The sequence below is a fragment of the Paenilisteria portnoyi genome, from assembly GCF_014322795.1.
Classification (GTDB): Bacteria; Bacillota; Bacilli; order Lactobacillales; family Listeriaceae; genus Listeria_A; species Listeria_A portnoyi.
The window spans coordinates 75,192-94,196 of record NZ_JAASTT010000010.1 but is presented as its reverse complement, the minus strand read 5'-3'; the positions used below and the strand labels follow the sequence as shown (position 1 = coordinate 94,196).

General features: G+C 42.0%; 18 protein-coding genes and 1 riboswitch. Of the genes, 4 read left to right on the top strand and 14 right to left on the bottom strand.

The window, feature by feature from the left end; all coding sequences use genetic code 11:
* Window positions 1-82 precede the first annotated feature (82 nt).
* On the top strand, window positions 83-2,071 hold the full coding sequence (gene ltaS / locus HCJ66_RS08580; protein WP_187132752.1) for a lipoteichoic acid synthase: 1,989 nt from the start codon (window positions 83-85) through the stop codon (window positions 2,069-2,071).
* 119 nt (window positions 2,072-2,190) lie between these two features.
* A complete protein-coding gene (locus HCJ66_RS08575) occupies window positions 2,191-3,429 on the top strand; it encodes a dicarboxylate/amino acid:cation symporter (RefSeq protein WP_187132751.1) in 1,239 nt (412 codons plus the stop codon).
* A gap of 328 nt (window positions 3,430-3,757) precedes the next feature.
* On the opposite strand, the gene HCJ66_RS08570 is transcribed toward HCJ66_RS08575, so the two are convergent.
* From HCJ66_RS08570 to HCJ66_RS08560, 3 genes are read right to left on the bottom strand one after another with little or no spacing between them, the layout of a single operon-like run.
* Entirely contained in the window at window positions 3,758-4,411 is a 654-nt protein-coding gene (locus HCJ66_RS08570) for a TetR/AcrR family transcriptional regulator (RefSeq protein ID WP_425489635.1), read from the bottom strand.
* Window positions 4,412-4,426: 15 nt separating this feature from the next.
* On the bottom strand, window positions 4,427-5,593 hold the full coding sequence (locus HCJ66_RS08565) for an ABC transporter permease (RefSeq protein WP_187132780.1): 1,167 nt from the start codon (window positions 5,591-5,593) through the stop codon (window positions 4,427-4,429).
* Window positions 5,593-6,318, bottom strand: coding sequence for an ABC transporter ATP-binding protein (locus tag HCJ66_RS08560; protein ID WP_187132750.1), 726 nt, complete (start codon window positions 6,316-6,318; stop codon window positions 5,593-5,595). Before HCJ66_RS08560 ends, HCJ66_RS08565 begins: the two co-directional genes overlap by 1 nt.
* 229 nt (window positions 6,319-6,547) lie before the next feature.
* Here HCJ66_RS08560 and HCJ66_RS16330 point away from each other — a divergent pair, with 229 nt between their 5' ends.
* Complete coding sequence (locus HCJ66_RS16330) at window positions 6,548-6,664, top strand: type I toxin-antitoxin system Fst family toxin (RefSeq protein ID WP_222717448.1); 117 nt, start codon at window positions 6,548-6,550, stop codon at window positions 6,662-6,664.
* 116 nt (window positions 6,665-6,780) lie between these two features.
* Here HCJ66_RS16330 and coaA read toward each other — a convergent pair whose 3' ends face one another.
* From coaA to HCJ66_RS08500, 11 genes are all read right to left on the bottom strand, one after another.
* Window positions 6,781-7,701 (bottom strand): type I pantothenate kinase, encoded by a 921-nt coding sequence (gene coaA / locus HCJ66_RS08550; RefSeq protein WP_187132749.1) that lies wholly within the window; start codon window positions 7,699-7,701, stop codon window positions 6,781-6,783.
* A 75-nt stretch (window positions 7,702-7,776) separates the two neighbouring features.
* Entirely contained in the window at window positions 7,777-8,619 is an 843-nt protein-coding gene (locus tag HCJ66_RS08545) for a TIGR03943 family putative permease subunit (RefSeq protein WP_187132748.1), read from the bottom strand.
* Window positions 8,620-8,634: 15 nt separating this feature from the next.
* Window positions 8,635-9,651, bottom strand: coding sequence for a permease (locus HCJ66_RS08540; RefSeq protein WP_187132747.1), 1,017 nt, complete (start codon window positions 9,649-9,651; stop codon window positions 8,635-8,637).
* 214 nt (window positions 9,652-9,865) lie between these two features.
* Complete coding sequence (locus HCJ66_RS08535; protein WP_187132778.1) at window positions 9,866-10,309, bottom strand: VOC family protein; 444 nt, start codon at window positions 10,307-10,309, stop codon at window positions 9,866-9,868.
* A 102-nt stretch (window positions 10,310-10,411) separates the two neighbouring features.
* The gene (locus HCJ66_RS08530; RefSeq protein WP_187132746.1) at window positions 10,412-11,485 is read right to left on the bottom strand and encodes an ABC transporter substrate-binding protein; all 1,074 of its coding nucleotides are present in this window, start codon (window positions 11,483-11,485) and stop codon (window positions 10,412-10,414) included.
* Window positions 11,482-12,291 carry an ABC transporter permease gene (locus HCJ66_RS08525; RefSeq protein WP_187132745.1) on the bottom strand — a complete coding sequence of 270 codons (810 nt, stop codon included), beginning with the start codon at window positions 12,289-12,291 and terminating at the stop codon, window positions 11,482-11,484. The genes HCJ66_RS08530 and HCJ66_RS08525 overlap by 4 nt, the downstream gene beginning before the upstream one ends.
* On the bottom strand, window positions 12,288-13,097 hold the full coding sequence (locus tag HCJ66_RS08520) for an ABC transporter permease (RefSeq protein ID WP_187132744.1): 810 nt from the start codon (window positions 13,095-13,097) through the stop codon (window positions 12,288-12,290). The genes HCJ66_RS08525 and HCJ66_RS08520 overlap by 4 nt, the downstream gene beginning before the upstream one ends.
* Window positions 13,098-13,101: 4 nt before the next feature.
* Window positions 13,102-14,193, bottom strand: a complete 1,092-nt coding sequence (locus tag HCJ66_RS08515) for an ABC transporter ATP-binding protein (RefSeq protein ID WP_187132743.1) — start codon at window positions 14,191-14,193, stop codon at window positions 13,102-13,104.
* Window positions 14,194-14,207: 14 nt separating this feature from the next.
* Window positions 14,208-14,750 (bottom strand): helix-turn-helix domain-containing protein, encoded by a 543-nt coding sequence (locus tag HCJ66_RS08510; RefSeq protein WP_187132742.1) that lies wholly within the window; start codon window positions 14,748-14,750, stop codon window positions 14,208-14,210.
* Window positions 14,751-14,930: 180 nt separating this feature from the next.
* Window positions 14,931-16,991, bottom strand: coding sequence for a Na+/H+ antiporter (locus tag HCJ66_RS08505; protein WP_187132741.1), 2,061 nt, complete (start codon window positions 16,989-16,991; stop codon window positions 14,931-14,933).
* 14 nt (window positions 16,992-17,005) lie between these two features.
* Window positions 17,006-17,647, bottom strand: a complete 642-nt coding sequence (locus HCJ66_RS08500; protein ID WP_187132740.1) for a GTP pyrophosphokinase family protein — start codon at window positions 17,645-17,647, stop codon at window positions 17,006-17,008.
* 250 nt (window positions 17,648-17,897) lie between these two features.
* Here HCJ66_RS08500 and ytvA point away from each other — a divergent pair, with 250 nt between their 5' ends.
* Window positions 17,898-18,671, top strand: coding sequence for a YtvA family blue-light photoreceptor (gene ytvA / locus HCJ66_RS08495; RefSeq protein ID WP_187132739.1), 774 nt, complete (start codon window positions 17,898-17,900; stop codon window positions 18,669-18,671).
* Between the two features lie 78 nt (window positions 18,672-18,749).
* A riboswitch (Lysine riboswitch) is annotated at window positions 18,750-18,943 on the top strand.
* Window positions 18,944-19,005 lie beyond the last annotated feature (62 nt).

The window sequence follows — 19,005 nt, the reverse complement described above, 5'->3', positions numbered from 1 at the left end:
GCTTCTTACATATAGAGCCCAGTTTTTTTTATTCTATTATATGAAAGTACTTACTCACATAGAGTATTAGGAGAGGTGAACTATGAACGAATGGAAAGGAAAAGTCCTCAGCTTCTTAAGTAAGAACTACGGATTTTTTATTCTAGCCGTCATTCTATTCTGGCTAAAAACGTATATTGCTTATCAAACTGAATTTAATCTTGGTATCGAGAATGCCATGCAACAATTTTTATTACTTATTAATCCGCTGAGTTCGGCTGTGTTCTTTATGGGACTTGCCTTATTTGCAAAAGGTCGACGCTCGTTTGTCTGGATTATCATCATCGATCTACTATTAACTATCGTCTTGTTTGCGAACATGGTTTACTACCGGTTCTTCAGTGATTTTATTACACTGCCAAACATTAAAGAGGCGTCAAGCCTTGGCGAACAGAGTGGTAGTATCGGCGCGTTAATGAACTGGACTGATGCGCTTTACTTCTTGGATATCATTTTCCTTATCGGATTATTGGTGTTCCGCGTTGTGAAACCGAATAAAGAAGCGCGTATTCGTGCTCGTAAAACGGTTGGTGTCTTGGTGCTAGGTGTCGCGATGTTCTTCGCTAACTTAGGTCTTGCTGAGATCGATCGTCCAGAGCTGTTAACTCGTACTTTTGACCGGACGTATATCGTGAAATATCTTGGTATGACGAACTTCCAGCTGTATGACGCAGTGAAAAGTACGCAGAACTCGACGCAGCGTGCCCTCGCCGATAGTAGCGATGTCAATGAAGTGTTGAACTATACGAAATCGAATTATGCCACGCCGAACCCAGAGTATTTTGGTAAAGCGAAGGGTAAAAACGTGATTTACATTCACTTGGAGAGTTTCCAGCAGTTCTTGATTGGCTACAAACTGCACGGTGAAGAGGTTACACCATTTATTAACTCGTTCTTTAAGGACAAAAATACATTTAGTTTCACGAATTTCTACCATCAAACCGGTCAAGGGAAAACTTCCGATGCCGAAATGATGCTTGAGAATTCTTTATTCGGACTTCCACAAGGTTCTGCCTTCTCGACAAAAGGTAAGAATACGTATCAATCAGCGCCTGCGATTTTAGGTCAGCAAGGCTATGATTCAGCGGTTTTCCATGGTAACTATAAGAGTTTCTGGAATCGCGACGAAATTTACAAGCAGTTCGGTTATAATCATTTCTTCGATGCTAGCTATTATGACATGAACGAAAAAGATGTTTCCAACTACGGATTGAAAGATAAGCCGTTCTTCCAAGAATCAGAGAAATATATTGAGACATTGAAACAACCGTTTTACGCGAAGTTTATCACGTTAACGAATCACTTCCCTTACCCAATTTCAGAAGATGAAGCAACGATTAAACCGGCTGAGACTGGTGATGCTTCGGTGGATAGTTACTTCCAAACAGCGCGTTATTTAGATGAATCTGTGAAAAGTTTCGTGCAATATTTGAAAGATAGCGGTTTGTATGAGAACTCGGTTATCGTGATGTACGGCGATCACTACGGTATTTCTGACAATCACGCGCAAGCTATGAGTAAAGTGCTTGGTACGGATTACGATGCTTACCAAAACGCTCAAGCGCAACGTGTGCCATTCATGGTTCGTGTTCCTGGCGTTGAAGGTGGCGTAAAAGATACGTACGGCGGTGAAATCGATATTTTACCAACACTACTTCACTTGCTAGGTACAGATACGAAAAACTACGTGCAGCTAGGTAATGACTTACTTTCTAAAGATGCCAAACAAGTTGTTCCATTCCGAAACGGTGATTTCATTACTCCTGCTTATTCTATGATTGGTGGCAAGTTCTACAATCAGAAAACAGGCGAAGAAATCACAACCGAGACAGATGCTATGAAAGCAACGAAAGACAATGTTGCCAAAGAGCTAGAACTTTCCGATGAAGTGTTACAAGGCGATTTGCTACGTTTCTACACACCGGAAGGCTTCAAGAAGACAGATCCTTCGAAGTATAACTACAACAACAAGAATAAAACAACGAGTACTGACAAGGAAAGCACAGACGAGACATCTACAGAAACGAAATAATATCAAGGCTCCGATTCTAAGCAATTTTTAGGATTGGAGCCTTTTTCTTTATAAAATCACTTCCCTTTCGCGCTTTAAAATGCTATTCTATAAAAAGATAAAGGGAGGTTTACTACATAATGAAAATACTAAAAAACTACGCATTCAGTTTATTCTTAATCGCTGGAATTATCCTCGGTGGTGCGGCTGGCCTTATTTTTGGAGATAAGGCATCGGTGGTGCGGCCAATTGGGGAATTATTTCTTAATTTGATGTTTGTCGTGATTGTGCCACTTGTATTCTTGAGTGTTTCGAGTGCTATCGCGAACATGCAAGGAATGAAGCGTCTTGGTAAAATTATGGGTACCATTTTTGCGGTATTCTTTACGACGGCCTTGATTGCTGCTGTGATCGCATTTGTTGGTACGACGATTTATAATCCACTTAAAGGTGTCGATATGTCGCAGATTATCAAGAACTTACCGGCTGCTCCAGAGGCGACTGCTTCGACGATTGGCGAAACTATTGTCAAAACGTTCACAGTGCCTGATTTTCTAGACTTATTCTCTAAATCTAACTTATTGCCATTGATTGTCTTTTCGATCCTTCTAGGCCTTGCTACATCGATGGCAGGTGCGAAAGGAAAACCGGTGGCGGATTTCTTGAACGCTGGTACGGAAGTTATTTTAAAAATGGTGAAGGTTATTATGTACGCCGCGCCAATTGGTCTTGGTTGTTACTTTGCGGATACAGTCGGAAAACTTGGACCGCAGATTATTAATGGTTATTTGAACTCTTTCTTGCTTTATTTAGTGCTGGCGGTTATTTATTATTTTGGCGCCTTCACCTTGTACGCTTTTATCGCGGGTGGTCCGTTGGGTGTCAAAGTATACTGGAAAAACGTTATCACGCCTTCGATTACAGCGATTGCTACATCATCGAGCGCGGCTTGTATTCCGGTTAACTTGCAAGCGACGAAAAAAATGGGCGTTCCCGATGATATTGCGGAGACCGTCATTCCTCTTGGGGCTAATACGCACAAGGATGGCTCTGTTATGGGTGGTATTATCAAGATTATCTTCCTGTTTACATTGTTCGGGAAAGATATGACCTCACCGATGAGCATTCTCGCAATTATTGGTGTCGCCTTCCTTGTTGGTGCTGTAATGGGTGCGATTCCAAGTGGTGGTATGACTGGGGAATTGATGATTTGTGCGGTGTTTGGTTTCAATCCTGAACTCGTTGGGACGATTATGATTATTAGTACAATAATTGATATACCTGCAACATTATTGAATTCCACAGGAAACACGGTTTGTGCGATGCTTGTTAGTCGTTTTGTAGAAGGTAAGAATTGGCTTTCGAAACAGTTTGCCTAAATGTATATGTGAGACGGAAGGAAGTTTTTAGACTTCTTGCCGTCTTTTTATTTTGTCCAAAAATCGAGGCTCCTCCACGCTTTAAAAAATTATTTTAATTTAAGGCTTACTTCTCTCAGATTTAGGAGTATGATATGTCGCATAGCTCGAAATAGAAATAATAGTTCACTTTATGAAGTACTGGTATAACTAGGGTTTCAAGATTTTCGGTCGCTATTTTTTCGTCTAAAAATCGATTTTTAACAAGTGCATATGGATGGCATTCACATTGTCGCCGATTCTAGAAAAAATTAGCAAAAAGAAGGATGGCCTCCCATCCTTCTTTTTGCTAACTTATCCCGTTCAATATACAACTCACAGTCTGCTCAATCTCTGCATTATCATCCCACTCAGCGTTTGGCATAATCATAAACCGAGTCACCAAAAACCCAACAATATTCGTAATCAGCGCCCGCATAATCGTACTATTCGGCATCTCATTAATTTCCCCGCCCTCTTTATAAAAGCCAATAATCCGATCAAACTGCCCCTTCACATGCACCATAAACACCTTTGAAAACTGCTCTCGCATCTCCTCGTGATACAGTAATTCCTGCATATAAATCTTAATCACCTGACTATTCTCGCGGGCAAACTCAAACCGATTCCTCACAAGCGCTGTTAAAAAAGTCCGGAAATCAGGATATTCCTGCTCAAAAACCTCCGCTACAAAAGCCTGCGCTAAAAATGGGGCCACACTATCAATCATAATCGGCACCGTAATCGACGTCAGCAAATCCTTTTTCGTCTTATAATGCCTAAAAATCGTCCCTTCCGCAACACCAGCGCGCTTCGCAATTTCACTTGTTGACGTTGCTGCAAAACCACGTTCCGCAAACAATTCAATCGCAGCTGCCACAATTTTTTTCTGCTTCTCGCTCATTTTTTTATCCTGCTCTGCCACCTCTAACATTTGCGTCAGAATGTCTTTACTTTCAGCCATTGCCGCCATTCCTTTCTATATTTTACGATATTTTTTCAGTGCAAAAATGTTTAAAATCATGAATACAAGCGCAAATCCGACTAAAATATAGAAATCCGTCGCAAAACCGCTGAATCCCTCTCCTTTTACCATAATCGATGTCAAAGCATCTGCACCATAGTAAAGTGGCATAATGTGAGCGATCCACTGCAACCAATCCGCCATGCCTTCCAGCGGGAAAATTCCACAAAACAATACTTGTGGTACAATCACAATTGGAATGAATTGCACAATTTGAAACTCATTATTCGCAAATGTCGACAATAAGATCCCGAGCGTCAAGGCAACCATCGCCAGCATTAACGTAATCAGTAAGACGTACCAAATCGACCCCACCTGCACCATATCCAGCACATGAATCGAGTATAGCGCCACAATAATCGACTGCGCTAAGGCAAAAATACCAAATCCGAGCAAATATCCCGTTTCCAGTTCCCAACGCTTAATCGGTGTCGCCATCAATCGTTCCAAAGTACCCGTTGTCCGCTCCCGCAAGAACGAAATTCCCGCGATCAAAAAGACAAAGAAGAAAACAAAGAATCCAATGAAAATCGGCCCAATCGTATCGAAAAACGTCGTATCCGCATCTCCATATATATATGCCGTATCGATCGATAATTGCTGTTGTTCAGGTACCTTCAAATTCACCGCTGGAATGTCTAGTTGTTGCCCTGTTTGCGCACTATACTGCTTAGCAATCGCGGCCAGTGACTGCTGTATCTTCGCGCTCGCCTCCTGCATCGAAACACCCAACTGCTTCATCGCATCCTTTTGCTCAGCCATCAAAGCCGCCTGTAATTTCATCTGAATCTGCTTACTCACACCAGGATCACTATTCTCAAAAGTCAGTTTTACATCCGCGCCATCCTGCACAACAAACGCATCCAGCCCATCCGACTTTATCGTCCCCTTCGCGTCTCCCACAGAACCGTATTGCTTCACCGACATATCCGTATCCTTCAACTGCGTCACCATCGACGACGATACGCCTTCCACGCCAATTTTCGGCTTCACCGTATCCCCATCAAACAAATAATTAATCAACGTAATCAAAATCAGCGGCGCAATAAACATCAAAGCTAGCGTCCTTTTATCCCGTCTAAACTGATTCGCAATCCGCTTCACAATCGCCATCACACGCATCATGATTTCGCACCTCCAAATTGTAAAAAGGCATCTTCCAATTTCCCAGTCGACGTCTGCGCTTCCAATTCAGTCGGCGTCCCAACCGCGATGATTTTTCCATCACGGACCATCGCTAACCGATCACATTTCTCCGCTTCATCCATCACATGCGTCGTCACGAGAATGCATTTGCCTTCCCCCTTCAACATGTCCAGTTCCTCCCAGATCGACTTCCGCAATTCCGGATCAATCCCAACTGTTGGCTCATCCAAAATCAGCACATCAGGATCCTGCAACATCGAAATTGCCAGCGACAAACGCCGCTTCATGCCCCCCGAAAAATCACTCACCTGCTTATTCAGTTCCCCTTCCAAGTTCACAAGCTTCGCCGCATAAGCAATCCGTTCCTTCCGCTTTGCACCCTTCAATGAATACAAAGCCGCAAAAAACTCCATGTTCTCCTTTGCCGTCAAATCAATATATAACGCATCCGACTGCGCCATGTAACCAATATTCGCAATCACACTAAGATTCGGCATCCGCTTATCCAGCACCGTCACGTCACCAGAATCCCCTTTTTCCATTCCAACAATGACTTTCACAAGCGTCGTTTTCCCAGCCCCAGAAGGACCAATCAATCCAAAAATCTCGCCCTTCGCTACATCCAATCCAATATCCGTCAAAATCTGTTTTTTCCCGAATGACACATCCAAATTAGCTACACGAATCGCTACTTCTCCCATTTCTAAAACCTCCTCTAGGTTATAAACTGCAAATGAGTGATTACTCACTTTTATTTTAACCTAAAAAAAATAAAAGTAAAGTAAAAAGCTGTAAATAGGGGAAGAAAAACCTCCAAATTCATTAAAATAAAAGTTTACAATAAAGACTTAATTTAGTCAGGGAGCCGTGCTATAATGAAGAAGCCGTCAACCTTCAATTGCCATTTTCACGGAAGGGAGGTGTGTTCCATTGATTCTGATTTTTTCCAGCATTGTTGCTCCGATTCTTGTAGGTATAACGCTCGTCACTTATAAGTATTGGTTAGAACATCGCAGCAACAAGAGTAGCCGACGATCAAAGTTCTAATCGCGCAAAAAAAGGCCCCGACGTCTCTGACCAGATTCGGGGCCTTTCTGTGTGTCCATCGATTCTTTTTCCTACAAACATCTTAACACATTTTTTTTCCTTTTTCAACTCTTTCTCTACTTTCTCAAATACACATCTGATATCAAATGATCTGCACCTTTTTTCAAAATAAGCTGGGCGCGATATTTCGTCCGTTCGATGTTTTCCTTCAAGTTCACACCATTAATTTTATCCCATGTTTCTAGGGCAAACTGGCGTGCTTCGACTTCACTTATTTTCGTGTAGCGATGGAAGTAAGAACTCGTATCTTGGAAAGCAGTCTCGCGAAGCAAGAAAAATCGCTCCAAATACCAACGCTTAATCTCGCTTTCTTCCGCGTCTATATAAATCGTGAAATCAAAGAAATCACTTGGAAAAACGGCTTGTTCAGGGTCCACCTGCAACACATTAATTCCCTCTACAATGATGATATCTGGCTGACTGATAACACGCGTCTCGTCCAATATATCATACGTAAAATGCGAATAAAGCGGTACTTCGACATTCTCTTTATTACTTTTCAAATCGCTCAAAAAAGCAACAAATCTACTCCGGTCATAACTCTCTGGGAAGCCCTTACGCTCCATCAAACCTTTTTCCTCAAGCACCGCATTCGGATATAAAAAACCATCCGTCGTAATCAACTCTACCTTACGCGTTTTGGAAAACCAGCGATCCAGCATAATTTTGAGCACCCGCGCTGTCGTACTTTTGCCAACAGCCACGCTACCTGCGATACCAATCACGAACGGTGTATGCGTCGCGTGCCGCTTCAAGTATTCCATTTTTTCACCGTGAATGAAGATTTGCTCGTGATAATGAATCGCAAGTAATTTCACGAGTGGTAAATATATTTCAGCGATATCTTCGAGTGAGATACGGTCGTTTAAACCACGTATATCCTCTAGCTCATCCGCCGATAACATCTGGTCTTTACTTACTTCCAGCTTACGCCAATCCTCGCGCGGAAAATGAAAGTAGGGGGAATAATGATTCATAGTCATTCCATCCTTCTCTAGTTTGTTTTCGTTTTCACAGGTTTAAGCATACCGTATCTGACCCGATTCCGCAACCTAATATTTGCGATAAACATACACATCTTTCGGCTTCGGAATTTCACCGTATTTGGTCACTTTTACAGCCGGAATATCCATTTTAAAAGGTGCATAGTATTCCTGCTCAATCACGCCGCTCACTTTCACCCACGTATCGTTGCTAAGATCCGTCTCCGCGTCTGGCATGTGCACAAGCATTCCGTAAACACCAGAATCCGCAACACAATGAATAATTCCAAACCGGAACACAAAAAGATTCGCGCCCTTCGTCACCGGATCATTATACACAAAGCCTGTAAATTCAATCCGTTTCCCTTCAAATTCACCAGGATAACTGTAAATAATCTCCATCGTCATCAAATAATTCTCATCCGTCACTTTGATTGGATCATCATCAATAATCTCGGCCTTCTCTTTGGCAATCATCTTATCATAATCCGATTTACCAAAATAACCACTCGTATCCGGCTTCAAAAACTGATTCATCGCATATGGATCATCACCCGCCGCATTATTTTTCGGAAAATGAAAGCCTTTCGCGTCCACAATCGTTGAATTCAGCGTCGCAATCGGAAACATAAATCCAGCGATAAGCGGATAAACGAGTAACCCGTAAACCAAGATTTTTTTCCAAAATGTATTTTCGCCGTCATGTGTGTGCCCCATATGCTCGTGATTCTGCTCCAAATCTTCGTCACGGAAAATCATGATAAGCTGCACCAAACCTAAGAAAAACGCAGCAATCATCGCAGCCAGCGACAAATAGGAATACTTCATATTGATATACTTACTAATATCGCCCGTCACGTGCAGTTGCATCAAGTAGAAGGCGAATCCAAATAAAATAATAACACGAAACATCAAAGCGCCCTCCTTCTATAAGAATAATGCATACACAAACACCGTAACCGTGACGCCAATCACGATAAAAGCAACAAACTTCGCTTTAAAAGTTGCCAGCATCATCATCAAATTTTTAATATCGAGCATCGGTCCAAAAACGAGGAATGCGACAATCGATTGCGTCGAAAATACGCTGCGGAAAGAAGCCCCAATAAAGGCATCTGCCTCCGAGCAAAGCGACAAAACAAATGCTAAAACCATCATTAACAGAATCGATAAAACAGGCCCATGCCCAATCGAAACAAGCGTCGACGTCTTAATATATGTCTGCATAGCCGCCGCTAACAACGCACCAAATACGAGAAATTTCCCAACCGAGAAAAACTCATCCACCGCATGTTGCAACGTATGCCAAACCTTATCTTTCATCGACATCTTGGCATCATCATGACTATGCTCGTGGTGGTGATGTTCCGCCTCCGTATGCATCGTATGCGCCGATCCCGAAGCAACCGCCCCGTCCATTCCCACAATCGCCATCACAGCAGGCGTCTCCTCTTTTTCCTTGCGTTCTCCTGCCGTTTCATACAAAAGAAATTTCTCCTTCAAACCCTCACCTTTATAAAAATAAGCAATCGCGTTCCCTACAACCATCGCGACGACTAAACTCCCTAAAACACGTAGCAGCGGCACTTCCCACGTACTCCCAAATGCAACGTACGTCGAAAATAGCACTACTGGATTAATAATTGGCGCCGTCAACATAAACGCGATTCCCGCATGAAGTGGCACCCCTTTTGCAATCAAATTTCGGACAATCGGCACAATTCCGCACTCACACGACGGAAAAAGCACGCCAATAACCGAGCCTACAATCACCGCTAAAAATCGATTTTTTGGTATCATCTTAGCAATAAGCGCCTCAGAAATAAACATTTGAATGAGGCCCGCAATAAAAACACCAATCAACACAAACGGCAAAGCCTCAATCATAATCGAAATAAAAATCGTATTCATTTGTAAAAAAGAATCTGGTAAATTTTGAAACATATGTTCACTTCCTTGCCTCTTTCAGTTTTGCTAAGCTAACCTCTTGATTTTATGCTTCTTGGGGAAAGAAATCAAGTTGTATTGGGAAAAAATATTTCGAAACAATACAATGAATATAGCCTATATAGAGAATTTTCCCAGAAAATCATGATAACAAAAAAGCGATACGCGTAAATCTAACATTAGATTTACACGCATCGCTTTTCGCATACTATCACACAAATTTCGAATACGGTTGCGCGTGGAACATCCACAGTAAGCCGTACTTGTCTTTAATAATACCCATTTTGCCACCCCAAAATTGTTCTTTTAGAGGATCGATAATTTCTGCGCCACTTTCGGTTGCTTTCTGGTATAGCGTCTCCAGTGCCGCAACATCTTCTGCGTCTTCTGAATTGAAATCAAACATCAGCGTGACACTAGAGGAAAATGGCTCACCCTTCCCAAAACGATCACTACAAAAAATCGTGTTTCCCAATACAACAAAACCACCATGCATCGTTGTATCTTCTAAGTTATCCGTTGACATTCCCCAAGCTTTCGCCATGTTCTCATCCACTGGTTTACGATCCAGCAAAGTCGCACCAAACACCTCTTGGTAATATTCCATCGATTCTTTCGCGTTATCAAAACTTAAATAAGAATATAATTTTGCCATCATGTTTTCCACCTTTCAACTGAAGTTACATCTGGATTATAAAGGATGGTTCGATTAAATACAATGCATAACCTAAAAGTTGGGCGATTTCACAAAAGTGGTCTACTTACGATACATTTTGAATTCTAAGAACAACTCATTGTAATGCGCCAACATTTTCTTCCCTAGATTATCGTATACCTCTAAATTTTTCAATTGGTCTAGGTCTGGATAGAAACGCTCATCACCAGAAATTTCTTTTGGTAAAAGTTTCACAGCCGCTTCACTCGGCGTCGCATACCCGACATATTCCGCATTTTGCGCGGCATTTTCAGGTTTTAGCATGAAATTGATGAATTTATGGGCCCCATCAACGTTTTTCGCCGTTTTCGGAATGACCATATTATCAAACCATAAATTCGAGCCTTCTTTTGGAATTACATACTCCAAATCCTCATTTTGATCGAGCATTTCAGCAGCTTCACCAGAGAATGTTACCGCAACTCCGGCCTCGTCACCAGCCATCAAAATCTTAATTTCATCCCCAACAATCGCTTTCACATTTGGCGTCATTTCTTTCAGTTTCATCAACGCCTCCTGCAACTGCGCCTCTTTCGTACTATTCAGCGAGTATCCAAGGCTATTAAGTCCAAGCCCCATCACCTCACGCGCACCATCAATAAGCAGAATCTGATTTTTCAGCTCCGGTCGCCACAAGTCATTCCAACTCGTGAACGGGATATCCTGAATCATTTTCTTATTATAAATAATGCCCAGCGTTCCCCAGAAATACGGCATTGAATACTTATTATTCGGGTCAAACGACAAGTCCATAAAACGCGGATTCAAATACTTCATATTCGGCAACTTCGCCTTATCAAGCGGTATAAGCAAGTTTTCCTCCCGCATCTTACTAATCGCATAATCGCTCGGAACTGCAATGTCAAACGTTGTCCCGCCCTGCTCAATCTTCGTCATCATCGCCTCATTCGAATCAAACGTCTGATAAATCACCTTGATACCAGATTCCTTTTCAAATTTCTTCAGTAAATCAGGATCAACATAATCACCCCAGTTGTAAATGGTCAACGTGTTCCCGCCCGAATAACCTTCCGACTTGTTCAGCGAGTATGTCAACACCATCATCAGAAGCGCCGCAACAACAACCAGGCCAAAAACACGAACTAATTGCTTCATTTTTTAGGCACCTCCATCGCTTGTGCAGCCTTCGCATTGCGCTGATTAATAAAGTAGTATCCGATAACGAGCACAATGGTAAATAGGAATAGCAATGTCGACAATGCGTTAATAGACAACGAAATCCCTTGACGTGCCCGTGAATAAATTTCCACAGAAAGCGTCGAAAAACCATTTCCCGTTACGAAGAAAGTCACCGCAAAATCATCCAGTGAATACGTCAAAGCCATAAAGAATCCAGCAAAAACGCCTGGCGAAATATACGGCAAAATCACCTTACTAAGCACATTCCACTGGCTCGCACCTAAGTCCCGCGCCGCATCAATCAGCGTTGGACTCATCTCTTGTAATTTTGGCAGAACCATCAAGACGACAATCGGAATACTGAACGCAATATGCGACACCAGCACCGAAATAAAGCCCAGTTTCACGCCTAAAATCGTGAAGAAAATCAAGAACGAAGCACCGATGACAACATCCGGACTGACAATCAACACATTGTTCAAACTCAGCAATGAATTTTTAGCAAACGGCCGCGGCATGTAGCGAATCGCCAGTGCCCCGAGAACTCCTAGAATCGTTGCCACAACAGACGAAAGCAGCGCAATCACGAACGTATTCAACACAATGATTAACAATCGTGTATCTTGAAACACCTCTTTATAATAATCCCACGTAAAACCACTAAAATGATTCATCGTTCCGCCCGCATTAAATGAATAGAACATCAAATAAAAGATTGGCGCATACAAAACAAAGAATACGACAGCTAAATAAGTTTTCCCTAACGTGTTACGCTTCTTCATTTCATCGCCCCTTTCTTCCGTTTCGCACCACTGACAAACATAATAATAAACATCGCAATAATCAAGAACACGCCAATCGTCGAGCCCATTCCCCAATCTTGCGTCACTAAGAAATGCTCCTCAATCGCCGTCCCAAGCGTAATCACCCGGTTTCCCGCAATCAAACGCGTAATCATAAAGAGCGACAATGCTGGAATGAAAACCGCTTGACACCCTGCTTTGACACCATCCAGCGTAATTGGAAAAACAACTCGCCAAAACGTCGTCCAACGCGTAGCACCTAAATCCTGGGCCGCATTCGTTAATGAAGGATTCATCTCCTCCAGCGCATTATAAATCGGCAAAATCATAAACGGAATAAAAATATACGTCGACACAAACAAGAAACTAAAATCCGTAAATAAAATCTGCTTCGTACCAATCCCGATAAACTCCAAAAACTTATTCGCCGTCCCGTACGTCCCAAAAATCCCCATAAATGCATAGGCTTTTAACAACAAATTAATCCAAGTCGGCAAAATAATCAACAACAACCATAGCTGTTTATGTTTCAATTTTGTCAAAACAAGCGCCGTCGGATACGAGATCAACAATGTAAATAACATAATCAAAAACGCATACCAGAACGAGCTCACTGTCATTTTTAAATAAACCGGCGTAAAGAAATTCACGTAATTCGAAAACGTAAAATTGCCATCAATATCAAAAAACGAATAGTAGGCAATCAACACGATTGGCGCAATAACAAACAGCAAAATCCAAAAGGCATAAGGAATCAGATAAAAAGTCCGCGCTCGTCTCGTCATCGCACTACGCCTCTTCGTAACTTTCTAGACGGGCATCGAACTCTTCTTCGGTTTCTCCAAGACGCATAATATGAATTGCTTCCGGATCAAAAGCCAGTCCTAATTTTTCACCAATTCGTGCTTTTTTGGTAGAATGTACTAGCCACTCATTGCCGTCCTCATCCATACAACCAATTTCATAGTGAACCCCGCGGAACAAGACCCAGTCTACCGTCACACGCAAATTCCCTTTCTCCTCCGTTGTAATCTCTAAATCCTCAGGACGAATAATCACCTCAATAACCTCATTTGGATGGAAGCCTTGATCGACACATTCAAATCGGCGTTCCACAAACTCTACTTCAAAATCCTGAATCATCCGGCCAGAAACGATATTCGACTCCCCGATAAAATCCGCCACAAAACGATTAATCGGCTCATCATAAATATCCATCGGCGTCCCACTTTGCTGAATTTCGCCCTTATTCAACACAAAAATCTCATCGCTCATCGCCAGCGCCTCTTCTTGATCATGCGTGACAAAAATAAACGTAATCCCAAGCCGGCGTTGCAAATCGCGCAACTCATACTGCATTTCCGTCCGCAACTTCAAATCAAGCGCCGACAACGGCTCATCCAGCAAAATAACTTCCGGCTCGTTCACAATCGCGCGCGCAATCGCCACACGCTGACGCTGACCACCAGACATTTCCGTAATTTCCCGTTGCTCATAGCCCGCCAAATTCACAAAACGCAACGCTTCCGTCACTTTTTGCTGGATCACGTCTTTCTTCAATTTCTTAATACGCAGACCAAAAGCCACGTTCTCAAACACATTCAAATGCGGAAATAAGGCATAATCCTGAAAAACCGTATTGACAGGCCGCTTATTCGCCGGAATATCATTAATCACTTTATCATTCAGAAAAATCTTGCCATCACTTGCCTCCAAAAAACCAGCAATCAGGCGTAAAATCGTGGTTTTGCCACACCCTGATGGTCCAAGCAACGTATAGAATTTCCCTTTTTCAATCTCAAAACTTACATTATCAAGCACTGGTGGATCATTATCAAACTGCTTTGTCACATTTTCAAAGCGAATAATTGTTTCTGCCATTTGCGTATTCCTCCTTACAAATAAGAATCCGTCGCCACCAAAATCAGCGTCGCCGGTACGTCTTCCTCATTACAAATTTGGTGTTCATCCGAAGCATGGAAATAAATCGCCTCGCCTTTTTCCGCCATATATCGTTTCTTTCCTAACTTGATCGTTACTTTTCCTTCTAGCACGTAAGCAAATGTCTCCGATAACGACGGTTCGAACTGCTTAAAAGTACCATTTCCCGAAAGCGTTAAATACACCGGCTCGATTTCCTTCTCATTCGATTCAGGGACCAACCACTTTACTTGATACCCTTTTTCCTCATCTTCAAAAAAAGTATGCTCATTCGCGCCATATACAACCTTCTGCTCCTGCTCTTCCTCATCAAAAAATTCTTTCGGCGTACAGCCAAGCACCTCTAAAATATCGAATAACGTTTCAATAGAAGGCGAGCTTAAATCCCGCTCCAACTGTGAAATATAGCCCTTCGTCAGATCCGTGCGCTCCCCTAGCTCTTCCTGCGTCAAATTCTTGCTAAGTCGTAAATTCTTAATCCGCTTGCCAATCTCCATAGTCGCAACCTTCCCATTAGTTTAGTAGAAGTAAACTCAGAGTCATTATTGTTTAGTAAAAGTAAACTTCATGTTTACCACAATACTGCTTATTATACATCATCCAATCCCGAAATCGCAATACTTTTTTACAAAAAAACAAGCCTGCGGAAGTTCTCGACTCCCAACAGGCTTACAAACTTATGCTAATTCTTCATTCCCAAAATAATACGTTTCATATAAATTCAAGTTCTGTCTCAACTCACGCGCCAAATCCCGTGAAATTTTACCTTGCTCAAACAAGTTTTGGATAACATCGCGTTCGATTTGAACGGCTTGTAGCTGTACATCTTTTTTCGCTTGTTCAAATGATTCTCTCGATTTTATACTGCCACGATCTTGTTTCATTTGTTCCAAAATCCGTTTGTTTTCCGTGATAATCGGCCAAACCACCGCTTGATTCGATTCGTCCAGCAACGCCATCAATTTATTATGGACGAAGCTCGTATTTTTCTCGCGCAAGTCTCTGATTTCGTTTATCATTTCCTGATATTGTTCCGGATTTTGCTTCATTTCGTTCATTCGCTCTTTCGCTTTTTGCCATTGTTTCGGATGCAATACTTGACGAGTAAGTCGTTTAAACATCATGGCCATCATGCCAGAACGCGATTTACCTCTGCCTGATAGGGCTTTTTCCATTGCCTCTAGATAATTATTGTAACGACTAACTGCCTGTTTACTTGCCTCACCTTGCTGCAATAGAAGCGCTGTATTTTCTTTTTCCCACTGCACAACTTGCAGACGCAATGCATGCTGTTCTTTATCGATTTCACGTCGCTTGCCCAAATCAATATCTTCTTTTTGAATGGCACGCATGCGACCACGGTAATCATCGATAACAACCTGCGTCGCCGCCTTGTTTTCCGATGTTATTTCTTTACTTAATTGGTCCATAACATGCCGACAAACGCTTAGTTTCATCGATTTTTCAGCGCGTGGATTATCCGATGTACTCTCATCTTTCCGAGCCAAAATCGGCAAAATCGCCGTAGCAATAATAAGCGAGCATAAAATAACGCCCGACGCAATACAAATAATCAGAGATCGCTGCGGAAACGGACTGCCATCGCCTAATACAAACGGAATAGACAGCGCCGAGGCAAGTGTTACCGCGCCACGCACGCCAGACAATGAAGTTAGGACCGTCGCGCGTAAATTCATACTTCCTGCATCTTCCTTTTTCGCTAAATACGGGATAAGCCAGCCCAAATGGATCCACAAGAAGCGCAGACCAATCAAGCCAAACGTAATAATCAGCACGTAGAAAATCACTTGCCAGTTACTTACGCCTGAATTTTGCCACACGACTTGAATAATATCCGGTAGTTGCGTTCCTAAAATGATGAACACCAAACCATTCAACACGAAAATAATGACCGACCACGTGCCTTGTGATACGACGTTCAGTTTTACCGTCATCGGGTCCATTTTCCGCTTCTCAAACGCGTGCATAATTCCGGCTGCAACGACCGCTAAAATCCCAGATACATGCAATTCTTCCGCCACTAAATAAATCACGAACGGCGTCAAAATCTGAATTAACATATGTAGCGTAACATCTTCCATACCTAAATTACGAATCCATTTCAAAAATCTAAATTTAATAAAAGTCAGCACGAGACCGCAAAGAATCCCGCCGACTGCAATAATCACAAAACTAACAGAAGCGTCCCAAATGGAAAATACACCTGTCACCATCGCTGCAATCGCAAATTGGAAAGCAACCAAGCCAGAAGCATCATTCATCAGCGCCTCCCCTTCTAAAAGGTGCGTGATTTTTTTCGGCAAATCAATGCGTCCAGAAAGCGAGCCCACCGCCACAGCATCAGTCGGTGCAAGTGCTGCCGCTAGTGCGAAAGCCGCCGCTAGTGGAATCGTTGGAATCATCCAGTTCACAAAATACCCAATCACAAGAACTGTCACAAACACAAGTCCCAATGCCAATGCTAAAATCGACGCTCGTAAATTCCATAACGCCTGCCGATCCGTTCGCTTCCCATCATTAAAAAGTAATGGCGCAATAAATAGCACCAAAAACAATTCTGGATTCAATTCTAATTCAAATGCAAGCGGTAAACACGCAATCAGAACACCTAGCCCAATTTGAATCAACGGTATCGATACAAAAGGAATAAATCGGTTCACCACATTCGAAATCAAAATCGCCGCTAACATAATTAGTACATAATAAAACATGTCCACCTTTTTTCAACCCCTTATTCCCCTTCAACCTCATTCTTATACTGGTCGATTTCATCATTTAAGTATTTCATTTTTTCATCTAAATGTTGGATAATAGCCGCAGCCTCATACAATTCTTGCGTCAAATGCGCTGGTGCTGTCGATTTATATTTATAGTAAATCTTATGCTCCAAACTCGCCCAAAAATCCATTGCAACCGTTCTAATCTGGATTTCCACACACATTTTGCGCGACGTATTCGTCAAGAAAATCGGCACTTCACAAATCAAATGCAGACTCCGATACCCGTTAGGCTTTGGATTCTCCACATAATCTTTCACATTCAAAATCGTCATATCATCTTGGTTTGCCAACATCTCATAAATCTTATAAATATCCGATACAAAAGAACAAGTCACCCGAATTCCAGCAATATCATGCACATGTTCATACGCATTATCCGGTGTAATATCGAGCCCTTTTTTCTCCAATTTCGCCGTCAAACTCTCAAAACTTTTGACCCGCGATTTCAAATGTTCCATCGGATTATAATCATGAAGAAACTGGAACTCATCATTCAATATTTTTAATTTCGTATTCACTTCTTCTAAGGCAAAACGATGCATTAACATCACATTACGCCATTCTTTCAACTCATTTACGGAAGGTTGTTGCACTAAAATAACTCCTCTCTCCACTTCACTATTCTACCTTCCTATGTTACTACATTTTGCGCAGTTTCGCACAGTAATTCGATAAATTAAAGAGATTTCTTACTATATTATCATCATTTTGTTAGAATACGAGGCACCATAAGTGTAACGCAGCTTTATGAACTACAAATGAATTTTAGAAAGCCGTTTCTATTTGGCCTACTTTTTGGTATGATGGACGTATATAAAAATGGAAAACGGGGGTCTGTTTGGGATGTTAAATAAAGAAGCAGAATTGCAATTCAATATTATTCTAAAAGCGTTAAATATGACTAGTGTTGGCGTTATCATTACGGATGGTGATCTACCAGATAATCCAATTATTTATGTGAATAGTGGCTTCGAACGCATCACAGGCTATACCTCTGAAGAAGTGATGGGGAAAAACTGCCATATGCTCCAAGGTCGTAAAACGGACAAATCCGCGCTAGCCAAAATAAGCCAAGCCGTGAAAAATCGTACCACCGTTAGTGTGTTCCTCCAAAACTATCGCAAAAATGGTAATATATTCTTCAACGAACTAACCATTGATCCCATTTATGACGAAGCATCTGGAAAAAGCTATTTTATTGGCATCCAACGCGACGTCACACGCGAAGAAAAATACAAAATGTTACTTGAAGATTCGATTGAAGAAATCGTCAAAATGTCCACGCCAATCGTTCCTGTCCAAGAAGGAGTTGCTGTTCTTCCCTTGGTTGGCGCACTATCAACGGACCGCTTTGAAGAAATGACGCAAAATGTAGCCTCCTATCTTGAGGTAAGTCACATCGATTATCTAATCATGGACATTTCGGGACTCGCTGATTTCAATGAAGAAGTTGCTGCGAATCTGATTAAATTTTTAGCCTTAACGAAATTAACGGGTGTAAGCCTCATGTTGACCGGAGTTTCACCACGATTCGCGATGCTGATGGTCAATTACGATAATCGCCTGCCGAGCATTCCAACTTTCAGCACCGTTCGCGAAGCTCTAAAAAACGTTTAAAATACAAAAAAAGCCTTGCAATTACCCGCTATATTCGTTAGTATAGAACATGAAAACTGAATAAAATCCTCATCCAAACGGTGAGGTAGAGGTTGCGAAATTCACAAGTAACGGTTGACGAGGTGCATAACACACTGATGACTCCCCGCAAAAAGGATGCTCGCCGAAGTGAAGGCAGGTTTATGACTGCTCTTTAGCTGGGACTGTTATCGAAAGAAACAGGACTGCCGTTTTTGCCATTAGCTTGACGAAACGGATGTGCTATCTAACGCTTTTTGATGTTGGTATCTATAAACTGATCTCAAAAGTTGCACACGGGATTGGTTTTTTTGTT